Raw genomic sequence first — 12,887 nt, 5'->3', positions numbered from 1 at the left:
GTGATTGTATTCCATCTCCTCACTCAATCAGGGTAACAGACCTGGCTGTTTCAGGGCGGCCTCCTCCGCCAGCCCCAACATCAGGTTCATGTTTTGCACCGCTTGGCCAGCCGCCCCTTTGACCAAGTTATCAATAACGGAAAGCACCACCACCCGCACGCCATTGCCGGGGCGATGCAAGGCTATCCGGCAGAAGTTGGCACCGCGCACCGAACGGGTTTCTGGGTGGGCACCGGCCGGGAGCACGTCCACAAACGGCTCATCCGCATAGCGTTGCTGGTAAAGCTGCTGCAAATCAACCTCAGCCGTCAGCAGCGCATAAAGTGTTGCGTGAATGCCCCGGATCATTGGCAGTAAATGGGGAACAAAAACAGGGTTTATCGGCTGACGGGCAAGCATAGACAGCGTTTGGGCGATTTCCGGCTGGTGACGGTGACCGGATGCCGCATATGCCTTGAAGTTATCGCCAGCTTCCGCCAACAGCGTATGCACTTCAGCCTTACGGCCTGCGCCGCTGGCACCGGACTTGGTGTCAGCAATGATATGATCCAGGTCAACCAGACCCTTTTCCACCAGCGGCAGCAAACCCAGCGTGACCGCAGTCGGGTAGCAACCGGGGTTGGCGACCAGACGGGCCTCGCGGATTTGCGCCCGGTTCAGTTCCGGCAGGCCGTATACGGCTTCCTCCACCAGATGCGGGCTGGCGTGCTGCATCCCGTACCACTTTTCCCAGACGGCGATGTCCTTGATACGGAAATCAGCGGCCAGATCAATGACTTTCGCGCCTGCATCCAGCAATGCCTGGGCGCTTTTCATCGCAATCCCATTGGGGGTGGCGAAAAACACCAGGTCACATCCACTCAGGGCTTCATTGGAAGGGGCGGAAAACTCAAGATCCACATAGCCGCGCAGGTTGGGAAACATGGCGTCCACCCGGCTGCCAGCATGCTCACGGGACGTGACATAACTGATTTCAACGTCGGGATGGCTGACCAGCAAACGCAGCAATTCAACGCCTGTATAACCCGTTGCGCCAACAATACCAATCTTCCTTTTCACACAACCTCTATTTCTGTCAGCCTGAAAAATCCCTGTATAATACGCCTTCCTTAACGATTAACAACCTCTACACTATGAAACTGGACATCAAAGGAATTGCCATACTGGCATTCATTGCGGGGCTTGCAGCCTTTTTTCTGCTGACGCCGGGAGGTGGCCTCAAGAGCATTCCCCCTACCACAGTACAAACCCTTGACGGCGGCTCACTGAGCCTGGATAGCCTGAAAGGCAAGCCTTACCTGCTTACATTCTGGTCAACCACCTGCCCTGGCTGCGTCGGCGAAATCCCGGTGCTGGAAGCGCTGGATCACAAGATGCAGGGTTCCGGCTTCCGCATTATCGCGGTCGCCATGCCCTACGATGAGACGCCCGCCATTCAGGCCATGCGCGCGCAGAAAGGCATTTCCTACACCATCGCCCATGACCAGAGCGGCGAACTGAGCAAGCAGTTCGACGTGCGGGTGACGCCCACGTCCTTCCTGGTCGGCCCTGACGGTAAAGTCGCGGTGCAAAAACTGGGTGAATGGGACGCCGCCGAACTGGAGCAGAAAGTCCGCGAACTGATGAAAGGATAAGGCATGTACCTCTGGCTCAAGGCTTTCCACATCATTTTCATGGTGACCTGGTTCGCGGGGCTGTTTTACCTGCCACGCCTGTATGTCTACCACGCCATGCCGGAAAACCGCAGCAGTTTCGAGCTGTTCAAGGTAATGGAGCGCCGCCTGTTCGCCATCATGACCATCGGGGCGGTGCTGGCGGCGGTGTTCGGCCTCGCCATGCTGGCGCTCAACTGGCGCTACTTGCTGGCAGCCACCCACTGGTTCCATCTCAAGCTGCTGCTGGTGGCGGCGTTGGTCGCCTACCATTACGCCTGCTATCGGCTAATGGCCGCTTTCAGGAACGACGCCAACACCCACGATCACAAGTGGTACCGCTGGTTCAACGAAGCGCCCAGCGTGCTGCTGATCATTGTGGTGATACTGGCGGTGCTGAAGCCTTTCTGAAATGTCCAGCCCTCGCCCTGTTGGGGGAGGGCTGAAGCATGGCTTATTCCAAGAACGGTGCCAGCTCATTCAGCGCGCGATGGTAGACCCGGCGCTTGAAGAACACCACCTGACGGATGGGTTTCCAATAGTCCACCCACTCCCAATGGTCAAATTCCGGTTTTCCGGTGGCGTGCAAATTGACATCCCGGTCATTGCACAACAGGCGCAGCAAAAACCAGCGCTGCTTTTGCCCGATGCACAGCGGCCTCGCGCGACGGCGAATCATGTAATGGGGGATGCGGTAACGCAGCCATCCACGGGTTTGCCCAACGATCTCCACCTGTTCCTTGTTCAGGCCGACTTCTTCATAAAGTTCGCGGAACATGGCTTCTGTCGGCGTTTCTCCTAGATCAATGCCTCCCTGTGGAAACTGCCAGGAATCCTGCCCCAGCCGTCTCCCCCAAAACACTTTGCCATCGCAATTGCAGAGGATGATGCCAACATTGGCCCTAAATCCTTCCTCATCAATCACGATTCTCTCTCCAAAGCTTAACTTACCCTGATTTTTTCATAACTGTCACCATTCGGCAATTTCATGAAGACAAAAAGCGGGTACAATCAACGCTTTTTCCCAACAGGAGCCCGCAATATGGCCTTGGCGCTTTTCGATCTGGACAACACCTTACTCAGTGGCGACAGCGATTACGAATGGGGACAGTTTCTGGTTGGGAAGGGGCTGGTGGAACGGGACCATTACGAAACCGCCAACCAGTATTTTTACGAGCAATACAAACAGGGAATTCTGGACATCCATGAATTTTCGGCCTTTTCCTTCCAGCCGTTGAGCGAACGCAGCATGGAAGAACTGGCGGCGCTGCACCGGGAATTCATGGCGACGGCCATCCGCCCGCTGATGTCGGAGGCCGCGTTGGCGCTGGTGGAAAAGCACCGCAGCCAGGGGCATACGCTGGTCATCATCACCGCCACCAACAGCTTCATCACCCGCCCCATCGCCGAGGCTTTCGGCATCCCCCACCTGCTGGCGACGGAGCCAAAAGTGGCCAATGGCCACTATACCCGCGAAATCGACGGCGTGCCCTGTTTCCAGGCTGGCAAGGTCACGCGCTTGCAGCAATGGCTGAAACAGCGGACGGAAACCCTGAGCGGCAGTTACTTTTACAGCGACTCCCACAATGACCTGCCCTTACTGGCCATGGTGGACAACCCCATCGCGGTTGACCCGGATGACACCTTGCGCGCAACCGCCCTGCAACGGGGATGGCCGGTCATTTCCCTGCGCCCGCCCGCCCGGTAAGCTGCATGCCTGTCACCAAAACCTGACCATTGGCGGGTTTGTGCTTGAACCCCGCCCTGCAACCTTCCCAACATTGGCCTGACCGCCGGTAACTGGCTTGCCGCCCCACCACTGATCAGGACCATGGCTTGTTTGATGAATTCCTATATCCTCGGCCTTTCCGCCTATTACCACGATAGCGCGGCGGCGCTGCTGCACAATGGGCGGATCGTGGCCGCAGCCCAGGAAGAGCGTTTTACCCGCAAAAAGCACGACCCGGCCTTCCCGGCCCACGCCATCCGCTATTGCCTGGAAGCCGCCGGGATCAGCCTGCAAGCGGTCAGCCAAGTGGTCTTCTATGACAAACCCCTGCTGAAATTCGAACGCCTGCTGGAAACGTATTTGCACTACGCGCCACGGGGCTTCCGCTCATTCGTCACCGCCATGCCGGTATGGCTGAAGGACAAGCTGTTCCTGAAACAAACCCTGCAAACGGAACTGGCGGCGCTGTCCGGGCTCAAGGCAAAGGCGCTGCCGCCGCTGCTGTTTACAGAGCACCATCAGGCGCACGCCGCCTCGGCCTTTTACCCCAGCCCCTTCGCCAAAACGGCAGTCCTGTGCCTGGATGGGGTCGGCGAATGGGCTACCACCTCGGTCTGGCAAGGCGATGGAAACCGCCTGACCCCGCTGTGGCAGATGGATTTTCCGCACTCGCTGGGCCTGCTGTATTCCGCCTTCACCTATTACGCCGGTTTCAAGGTCAATTCGGGCGAATACAAACTGATGGGGCTGGCACCCTACGGCGAACCCCGCTACGTGGAACTGATCCTCGACAAGCTGGTGGATTTGCGCGCGGACGGGACTTTCCGCCTGAACATGGCGCATTTCGGTTATGCCACCGGCCTGACCATGACCAACCGCCGTTTCGCCGAGCTGTTTGGTGCGCCGCCACGCCAGCCGGAAAGCAGGCTGACCCAGCGGGAAATGGACATTGCCCGCTCCATCCAGGCTGTCACCGAAGCAATCGTGTTGCGGCTGGCACGCACCGTGCAACGCGAAACCGGCAACGATCACCTGTGCCTGGCTGGCGGGGTGGCGCTGAATTGCGTGGCCAATGGACGCCTGTTGCGGGAAGGCCCGTTCCGGGACATCTGGATACAACCGGCGGCGGGCGACGCGGGCGGCGCGCTGGGCGCAGCCCTGGCCATCTGGCACGAATACCACAACCAGCCCCGACAGGTTGAGCCGGAAGACAGCATGCAAGGCGCTTACCTCGGCCCCGCTTTCCCGCCGGACACCATCCGCCAATGGCTGGATGGGCAGCATCTGCCGTACACCGCCCTGGACGACAAGGCGCTCATGGAACAGGTCGCCGCCATCCTTGCTGATGGCAAAGTGGTCGGCTGGTTCCAGGGGCGGATGGAGTTCGGCCCCCGCGCATTGGGCGCACGCTCCATCCTGGGCGATGCCCGCAACCCCGCCATGCAGTCGGTCATGAACCTCAAGATCAAATACCGCGAGTCATTCCGCCCGTTCGCCCCCGCCGTCAAATACGACAAGGTGGGCGAATGGTTCCAACACGGCCGCAACAGCCCCTACATGCTGATGGTGGCGGAAGTGCTGGAAAAACGGCGCATCGCGGCCCACGGGGAAACGCCAGCCCTGACCGGCCTCGACCGGCTCAAGGTGCCGCGTTCGCACATTCCGGCGGTCACCCATGTGGATTATTCCGCCCGCCTGCAAACCGTCCACCCCACAACCAACCCGCGCTTCTACCAGTTGCTGGATGCGTTCGAACAGCTCACCGGCTGCCCGGTGCTGGTCAACACCTCGTTCAATGTGCGCGGCGAACCCATTGTCTGCACCCCACAGGATGCCTACCGCTGCTTCATGCGCACCGATATGGACTACCTGGTGCTGGAAAATTGCCTGCTGTCCAAACAGGCGCAACCGGAATGGCAAGATTCAGGAGACTGGCGCAATGCATTCACCCCCGACTAAACCCACCCCGAAAAAGGCCGGTTTCCTGCGCACCGCTTACGCGGCCTGGATAAAGTTTGGAGACCTGCTGGGCTGGATCAACACCCGGATATTGTTGGGTATCGCCTATTTTCTACTGATTGTGCCCATTGGCTTGCTAATGGCTTGCCTGAAACAAGGGCATATCCGCGCACTGAAAACGGCTGACGGCGCGTCACTCCGCCAACCCAGCCAACCACGCCCACCCAACCACGTCGAGAGGTTATTCTGATGCTGGATTTACTGAAAGAACTCGGCCTGTTCATGATCGAACGCAAGCAATATTGGCTGGCCCCCATTATCTTGGTGCTGGTGCTGTTTGGCGCCTTGTTGGTGTTCGCCCAAGGTTCCGCCTTGGCACCATTCATCTACACCCTGTTCTGACGCAGGCGGCGGCTCAATCCAACGTGCTTCTGGCGGCGAACAGGCTCCCAAAGACATACCCGGCGATTTCCAGAAAGGCGTCCGGCTGCCCTTCCAGCGGGTTGACGCCCCGGTAAAGCAAACGGTATTCAGGCTTTTCGCTTTCACCGCTGAAATTGCCGCTGCCTTCCCAGGTGCTCATCACCCGGCTGATGTCCGGCTCGCCCTGCTCCATCAGGTTGAAGCCGGATTTGGGGAAAAATGGCAGCGGCTCCCGCAAGCCCTGCCAATACCAGTCCAGCAGCTGTTGCAGCTGTTCGCGGGCGTCCGCCACCGGCTGCAATTGGTAATGCCGGTCTGGTGAATGCACCCAGGTGTGGCGGGGGAAAGCTGTCGCCTCCAGCGCATTGAGCGCCAGATGATGCAGCCAGATGTCCAGCCAGTTCCAATAGCTCAAATTCCCCAGCTCATCGATCCTGCGCCCGCTACTTGCATCCAGGTTGCCAATGACGCCGCTGAGGTGGAACCCGTCCAACGCCAAGCTGAAGTGTTCGCGCCGCAATTCCGGCACTGGCTGGATCGCCTGGAAAAACGCCTCGGTGACGCCCACTTCCTGTTGGAACGCCAGATCGCCGGGCTTGCCATGCGGCAACAGGCCCTGCGCCCGCAACAGCGGCAATGCGCTGACGGCAGGCAGCCCCCGCTGCAACTGCCGGAAAATGCAGGCGCGCACGTCACGGTCGCTGTACTGCTCCAGGGTGAAGGGTTCACGCACCGGCAGTTCCTCGCCCGCTTCCGCCAGACGCAGGCCAAAGCGCTCCTTCAGGAAAGCCCGCCCCGGATGCTGGTAAAAGCGGATCAGTTCCGCCAAATTGACCTGGCGGTAAGCCGGGTCTGGCTCCGGCAAGGTTTCCCCCTGCCAGAACGGCAGACAGACCGCCTTGGCGGCATCCTCCGCCGTTTGCCCTTGCCCGTATGCGCTGTAGGTGAACAAACCCCGCTCACCACGCAGGTATTGCCGACTGAACGCCTGTAACGGATGCCGCGTCAGCAGGCTTTCCCGGCTGCCCGGCACACAGCGCTCCACATAATCCAGCAGTTCGCTGACCAGCACGGAAGGCGGCAATTCGTTATTGTCACGCGGGCTTTGGCCGATATAGCTGACGTATAGCCAATCACGCGCCGACAGCAGGCTTTCCAGGAACAAGTAACGGTCTTCATCGCGCTTGAGGCGGTCGCCCCGGCGGAGCTGCTGCCCCATCCGGTCGAAACTGGCGCGGGTATCACGGCGCGGGAACACGCCGTCATTCATGCCGAGCAGGGCGACAAAACGGAATGGCACAGTACGCATCGGCATCAGGGCGCAACAAGTGACGCCACGGCCCAGGAAGCCTTCCGACTCGCTGCGTTTGTCCAGTTGCTCCAACAAGGCGCTTTGGTACACCGGCCAAGCGAGCGGCTGGTCGAAACCGGCTTGCGCCAGCGTCCGCTCCAGCGTCTCCAGCGCCTGCCACAGCGTTTGCAGGGGCGCATCTTCGCCCACCACGGTTTCCAGCAGGCGGCGGATGCGGCGGTTCCATTCCGTCACCGCCTGCTGTCGCCAGCGCCAGCCCGCCAGCTCGAAGACGGCTTCCAGCACCTGTTGCAGGCGGCCCAGCATTTCGGCCTGACTGCCTTCGATGTCATTCCAGGGCAGCACACCGCCGAACAGCTCATCGCCCGGCATGGCGTAACCCAACAGCAGCCGGTCTAGCCCGTAGCGCCAAGTGTGTTCGGCAGTGTCCGCGCCCCCCAGTTCCGGCCTCGCGGCGGCGTCGACCCCCCAACGGATATTGACGGCGCGTATCCAGGCGCGGCATTGCCTCACCTGGGCTTCATCCAGCCCGATATGGGCGCGCACTTCCTCAAATTCCAGCAAAGCCAGCACGCTTTCGGCGTCACAGCGGCCTTGCGGCAGTTCCAACAGGCATTCGCACAGGTTGATGATGCCCTGCGCATAACCGGGGCTGCGGTCGGCGATACTGAATGGCAGGGGATGTTCGGCGCTGGAAAACACCGCATCCAGGTACGGCGCATAGGTGTCGATGTCGGGCGTCATCACCGCCACATCCGCAGGCGTCAGATCCGGGTTGGCCTCGAACAGCGCCAGCAACTGGTCGTACAGGACCTCCGCCTCGCGCATCGGCGAATGGCAGGCGTGGAAAGCGAGGGAGGGAATCCCCCCCTTCCCCGCCCTTGCCCCCGCCAAGGGGAGAGGGAGAATTTCAGGCATCTGCAAATGCAGGATGTCGGCCTGGATGCGCCCCAGCAGGGTGGAACCATCCGGCTCCGCAAACAGGGGCGGGCCATCCATATCCGCTTCCGCTTCGACCAACAAGTCGATGAAATCCCGCCCCTGCCGCCCCCAGGACGCAAGCAGCGGGTTGCCGACGCTGAAATAATCCTGCACCTCGGCCTGCTGTTTGTGCTTGCGCTTTTCGGACTCGATGTCGCCCCAGTACTCCTCGCAGGGGTTCAGCAAATAGAAGTCGATGTCGATGTATTGGCCGATTTCCCCCAACAGTTGCACATAACCGGGCGACAGCACCGGCACGGAGAAAAAACTGATGCGCCGGGGCAATACCGAGACATCGGTCATGCCGATGGCGTGGGCGAAACGTTCCTGCAAGCGCACCCAATGCGGCAGTTGCCGTTCGCCCGCCATCCGCCGCCACAGCCGCGCCTGCCAGTCATCGCCTGCGCCATTGCCGTTTTCCCATCCACGGATCCATTCCGGGCGGAAAAACAGGTACTGGTCAAACGCCTTGGCGATTTGTCCGGCCAGTTGCCAAGCGGCGGACTCGCCTGCGCCGAGGTAGCGCTCCAGTTCCGGCCACTGCCCCGGTTCCTGCAAAAAGATGTCGAGCAACCGCCAGCGCAGGATGTGCGCCGCGCACGGGTCTTGCAGCGGCACGTCGCGCAGCACCAGGCGCAGCAACTCCCAGGTCATTTCAGCCGGGAACAGGTAGCGGATATTGGCGGCGACGCCGATGTGCTGCGCCGTTTGCAGGGAAAGCCAACGCCCCATGCCGATGTTCTGCACCACCACCCGTTCCGTTTCCAGCGGCGGCAAAGGTTCTGCGGCCTGCAAACGGGCGAATTGCTCCGCGAGCCGCTCCAACTGGTTGGAATGGTGCAGGCGCAACATGTCAGCGCACCAGCTTGTAGTGTTTCTTGCCCAGATCCAGCCCGAACCAGCGCTCCAGTTGCAGCATCCTCCAATGGCGCCGCTGCTTGCGGCTCGGCTGGTAATCCGGGTTGACCTGGAACAGGCCGGGTTCCTTCGGTAGCCAGTCTTGCACCACCGCCGGGTGCGTCCCGGAAAATTCACGCAGGATGCGCCCATCCATCTCACGGTAGTCAATCGCGGCGTTCTGCTTGTTCCAGTATTTTTCCACCCGGCTGGCTTTCAGGTTCATCTGCGCCTCGCTCCTGACCCAGCCATAGTGGTACAGGGTCGCGCCGGTATGCGCCGCCTGCGGATAGCGTCCGCGTTTGTTGGAGTCCAGCACCAGCCAGAACAGCCCATCTGGCGCATAGCTGCGCACCGATGCCTTGATGATGCGCGGCGCGCGCCGGTACCAGCCGGGCGACCACAGATAGGTGTTGGCGTTGCCGTAAAAATGCAGGTAATCGAACACCAGCGCCTCCACCGCCGGGTCATCCAGATGCAGCTGCATGCTGGCCTGGATCAGCGGCAAATCCTTTTCATGCACGACCTCATCGCCCTCCAAATAGAAAATCCATTCGCCCGTGCAGGCGAACTGGGCGATCATTTTCTGCTGGCCGTAGACGTAGCCCTTGACCCGCATATGGTCGTTCCAGACGGTTTCGATCAGGCGCAGTTTCGGCTCCTTCAAGTCCTGGAGGATGGCGAGGGTGTCATCGTCCCCCTGCCCCACCGCAATGACGAATTCATCGACAATTGGCAGGACGGAACGGATCGACTCCACAAACGGATAGCCCAGCAGTTGGCCATTGCGGATGAAGGTGCAGGCGCTGACTTTCATGGCGCGCCGCCTGCGCCGTAACGCTGTTTTTCCAGCAGCTTGGCGTATTTGAAATAGGAGCCGAGCGCGTTCAGCAGCGAAATGGTGAAGCCGTCAAACCCGCACAGGAAGCCGCGCTTGATGAGATAGTTCTTGAGGAACGCAAACAGGCCGTGCGCCAGGGGCGACAGCGCGCTGACCCTTTTTTCCTGCGCGGCATTGTCGTCCGCATACTGGCTGGAATACTGGTTCAGCTTGTGCAGCATGTGCTGATAATCGCGGTAGGAATAATGGACGATGTGGGAATCCAGTTGTTTGCTGTTGGCGGTTTCCACCTTTTCATGGCATTGCAGGTCTGAAAAACGGGCTTTGCTGCGGTTGAACAGCCGCCGCACATGATCGGGATACCAGGAGGTGCAGCGAACCCATTTGCCATGGAACAGGTTCTTGCGGCGGAATTCGTAGGCGTCGTAAGTGCCGTTTTCCCCATCCAACTGGCGGATGGCGGCGATGGCGTCCGCATCCAGGCGTTCATCGGCGTCCAGGCTCAACACCCAGTCATGGCGGCACTTGGGCAAACCGGCGTTTTTCTGCGGCCCATAGCCCAGGAAAGGCTGCTCAACCACATTGGCACCCATTTCCCTAGCGATTTCGGCGGTGCCGTCGGTGCTAAGGGAATCAACCACCACCACGTCATCACAGACTTCAAACAGCGACTCCAGGCAGGCGCGGATATTGGCAGCCTCATTATAGGTGATCACCAGCCCGCTAATTTTCATCATCGATCAATCCTTGTTGTTGTAGCCAGCCCCTGACTTCGGCGCTGATGATAGCCGGATCAATCCGGTAAAGGCACTCGCTGTCGCCATGCCGGTTATCACAACCGGCCTGCCCGCAGGGCGTGCAGGGCATGTCCGCCTGGAACAGGGTGACGTTCCCATAGGTTTGCACAGGCTGGCTGACGCTGGCGGCCTGTTGCAGGGCATTGCTCCACGGCGACCAGAGCTTCAGCAAGGTCGGGCCGAAAATGGCGAACACCCGTTTGCCTTGGGCGGCGGCGATATGCATGTTGAGGGTATCGCCGCCGACATAGGCCAGCGCCTGGCTGCTGAGGGCGATGTATTCATCCAGGCTGGTTTCGCCGATCAGGTCATGGACATTTGCCAGCACCGGCAGGGAGGCTTTGATCTGCAAATCCAGCGGCGTCCTTGCCCCGGTCACCACGAGCGGGATGCCCAATCCGGCCAGCGCCTTCAGCAGTTCATGCCGCAAGTGTTCGGGGTAAACCTTGTAGCGGTACTGCGCAGACGGGTGAAAAATAATGAACCGCCCAATCCCACGCGCCTGCAATTTGTCCTGCACGCGCTTGTCAGCGGCGGGCGTGTGGCGGATCGCGGGTTCAATCCTACCGGGCGCAATGCCCAGCAAGCGCAACGCCTCCAGATTGTTCAGCAGGGTATGCCGCCCGCCATCCAACCGGTAATAACCATCCAGAAGGCGTTTTTTCCACCAGCTTTTACGCGGCTCATCATCGATGGCGCTGATGGAATGGCGGCCAAACAGCAAGGCGTACAGCACGCTGCTGTCGGTGGTGGACAGGGAAATCGCCAGATCATAACGCCGCCAAAGCGCGCCGACAAAAGCGGCCTCAGTCCGCAAACGCCGCAGCCGGGGCAATTGCTTCCACTGATAGGAATAGGCATGGATGTTGCGCACATGCGGCAATGCCTTAGCGATTGCCAGCGTGTCGTCATTGACCAGCAAATCGATTGCCGCCCCTGCATAGGTTTCCTGCAAGCGCTGGATCAGGGGGGACGCCAGCAAAACATCGCCGTTGGAGCGGCGGATAATGATCAGGATGCTGTCAACGGTTTGCAGATTCATGGCCCGAATACAAAATCGAACCCAGCAGCAGGAACAGCAGGGTCAGGTAATGATCCATGATGTAGCCGTCGGAGAAAAAGATCACAAAATAAAACACCGGGAACGCCAGCATCACCGGCTTGAACGGGCTGGCGGATTGCTTGTACATCCTCACCATCGCATAGAACAGGTAACACAGCGCCAACAACCCCAACACGCCGAACTGCACCATTTCCTGCACATAGACATTGTGCGGGTGCGCCAGGATTTCCCCGCGCGTGGCCTCGGGGAAGTTTTCCCGGTTGACCCGCACATATTCGCGGTGATAATCCCCAGTGCCGACGCCCAGCAGCGGGTTTTCCTCAATCAGCTCAAAGGAGTTCAGCAGCATGATCACGCGCAGGCCGACGCTGGAATTGGGTTCCTCCCGGTAATTTTCAACTTCATGGATGGCAACATTCACCCGTTCCTGCACCACCGGGCTGGACAGGTAGGCAGCGGGCGCAATGGTCGCCACCAGCAGCAATGCAACCAGCGCAGGCTTGAGCACCTTGCCGTGGTAGAACTGGAACACGAACAGCGTCAGCAACACCAGGAACACCAATTGCCCCATCCGCCCCTGGGTCAGGAACATATTGACGCTCATGATGACAAACAGCGCCAACAACAGCGCCTTGACCCGCCACGACAAAGTATCCAGCAAGAACACCGCGTACAGGATCAAATACAGCGTAAACGCCAGCACCGGGTTATACACGATATGCCCCACGAAAGGCGTCGGGTCTTCCACCTGCTCCAGCCCCAGAATGGCGTAAGGGGGGATGATGTCCAGATAAATCCCATACGAAATCGCCACCAGCACCACCATCGACAGCATGAAAGCCAACGGGTAATACTTGATATGCTCTGGCCGCAACACGGTTATCAGGATTGGGATCATCAGGTAGCGGGTTTCCTTTTTCATGACGAAGGCCGCAAACCCCCAGTCGCTCGTCCACAACAGGCCAACGAAATGCAACAAGACAAAGGCGGCCACCGCCCATACGAAAGGGTTGTGTTTTATCCGCTGGAATTTTTCGGCAAATTTCCCCTCAAATAGCCATAGCAACAGAATTAGCAACAGCAACAAATTACCGACGGCGACACTGCACATGAAGGTAAAAGCGAGCAAAACCAGCAGCCAGGAATTAATGACGCCAATTTCCGGCAACTTTCCTTCGCTGCCTATAAGGGTTGTGTTTCTCATGAAGTTTTCCCTTCCCTCTATCCTCTGGC

Annotated in this window: 13 protein-coding genes; 6 read left to right on the top strand and 7 right to left on the bottom strand. The window is 59.5% G+C overall.

The genetic code is table 11. The features are described from left to right. Positions 1-27: 27 nt before the first annotated feature. Positions 28-1,059 carry an N-acetyl-gamma-glutamyl-phosphate reductase gene (gene argC / locus VSS37_RS09365; protein WP_324694615.1) on the bottom strand — a complete coding sequence of 344 codons (1,032 nt, stop codon included), beginning with the start codon at positions 1,057-1,059 and terminating at the stop codon, positions 28-30. Between the two features lie 74 nt (positions 1,060-1,133). Here argC and VSS37_RS09360 point away from each other — a divergent pair, with 74 nt between their 5' ends. Together VSS37_RS09360 and VSS37_RS09355 are read left to right on the top strand one after the other, a co-directional pair. Further along, positions 1,134-1,634, top strand: a complete 501-nt coding sequence (locus VSS37_RS09360) for a TlpA disulfide reductase family protein (protein ID WP_324694613.1) — start codon at positions 1,134-1,136, stop codon at positions 1,632-1,634. A 3-nt stretch (positions 1,635-1,637) separates the two neighbouring features. Next, positions 1,638-2,063 (top strand): CopD family protein, encoded by a 426-nt coding sequence (locus VSS37_RS09355; protein WP_324694611.1) that lies wholly within the window; start codon positions 1,638-1,640, stop codon positions 2,061-2,063. A 43-nt stretch (positions 2,064-2,106) separates the two neighbouring features. Here VSS37_RS09355 and VSS37_RS09350 read toward each other — a convergent pair whose 3' ends face one another. Beyond that, on the bottom strand, positions 2,107-2,577 hold the full coding sequence (locus VSS37_RS09350; protein ID WP_324694609.1) for an RNA pyrophosphohydrolase: 471 nt from the start codon (positions 2,575-2,577) through the stop codon (positions 2,107-2,109). 117 nt (positions 2,578-2,694) lie between these two features. On the opposite strand from VSS37_RS09350, the gene VSS37_RS09345 reads away from it, so the two are divergent. From VSS37_RS09345 to VSS37_RS09330, 4 genes are all read left to right on the top strand, one after another. Then, complete coding sequence (locus tag VSS37_RS09345) at positions 2,695-3,360, top strand: histidinol-phosphatase (RefSeq protein WP_324694607.1); 666 nt, start codon at positions 2,695-2,697, stop codon at positions 3,358-3,360. A 135-nt stretch (positions 3,361-3,495) separates the two neighbouring features. Continuing rightward, entirely contained in the window at positions 3,496-5,340 is a 1,845-nt protein-coding gene (locus tag VSS37_RS09340; RefSeq protein ID WP_324694605.1) for a carbamoyltransferase family protein, read from the top strand. Further along, the gene (locus VSS37_RS09335; protein ID WP_324694603.1) at positions 5,321-5,590 is read left to right on the top strand and encodes an SxtJ family membrane protein; all 270 of its coding nucleotides are present in this window, start codon (positions 5,321-5,323) and stop codon (positions 5,588-5,590) included. The genes VSS37_RS09340 and VSS37_RS09335 overlap by 20 nt, the downstream gene beginning before the upstream one ends. After that, positions 5,590-5,742 (top strand): DUF5989 family protein, encoded by a 153-nt coding sequence (locus VSS37_RS09330; RefSeq protein ID WP_324694601.1) that lies wholly within the window; start codon positions 5,590-5,592, stop codon positions 5,740-5,742. Before VSS37_RS09335 ends, VSS37_RS09330 begins: the two co-directional genes overlap by 1 nt. Before the next feature lie 13 nt (positions 5,743-5,755). On the opposite strand, the gene recC is transcribed toward VSS37_RS09330, so the two are convergent. The 5 genes from recC to VSS37_RS09305 are packed head-to-tail and all read right to left on the bottom strand — an operon-like array spanning position 5,756 to position 12,858. Further along, complete coding sequence (gene recC / locus VSS37_RS09325) at positions 5,756-8,908, bottom strand: exodeoxyribonuclease V subunit gamma (protein ID WP_324694599.1); 3,153 nt, start codon at positions 8,906-8,908, stop codon at positions 5,756-5,758. A gap of 1 nt (position 8,909) precedes the next feature. Continuing rightward, entirely contained in the window at positions 8,910-9,770 is an 861-nt protein-coding gene (locus tag VSS37_RS09320) for a glycosyltransferase family protein (RefSeq protein WP_324694598.1), read from the bottom strand. Next, positions 9,767-10,531: a glycosyltransferase family 2 protein gene (locus VSS37_RS09315; protein ID WP_324694596.1), complete on the bottom strand. Its 765-nt coding sequence runs from the start codon at positions 10,529-10,531 to the stop codon at positions 9,767-9,769. Before VSS37_RS09315 ends, VSS37_RS09320 begins: the two co-directional genes overlap by 4 nt. Next, on the bottom strand, positions 10,518-11,633 hold the full coding sequence (locus VSS37_RS09310) for a glycosyltransferase family 9 protein (RefSeq protein ID WP_324694594.1): 1,116 nt from the start codon (positions 11,631-11,633) through the stop codon (positions 10,518-10,520). Before VSS37_RS09310 ends, VSS37_RS09315 begins: the two co-directional genes overlap by 14 nt. Then, the gene (locus tag VSS37_RS09305) at positions 11,614-12,858 is read right to left on the bottom strand and encodes an O-antigen ligase family protein (RefSeq protein ID WP_324694592.1); all 1,245 of its coding nucleotides are present in this window, start codon (positions 12,856-12,858) and stop codon (positions 11,614-11,616) included. The genes VSS37_RS09310 and VSS37_RS09305 overlap by 20 nt, the downstream gene beginning before the upstream one ends. Positions 12,859-12,887 lie beyond the last annotated feature (29 nt).

Origin of the sequence: Candidatus Thiothrix phosphatis (assembly GCF_035668035.1) — a bacterium.
Classification (GTDB): domain Bacteria; phylum Pseudomonadota; class Gammaproteobacteria; order Thiotrichales; family Thiotrichaceae; genus Thiothrix; species Thiothrix phosphatis.
The sequence above is the reverse complement of the archived record's forward strand: the minus strand, read 5'-3'. Positions and strand labels throughout refer to the sequence as shown.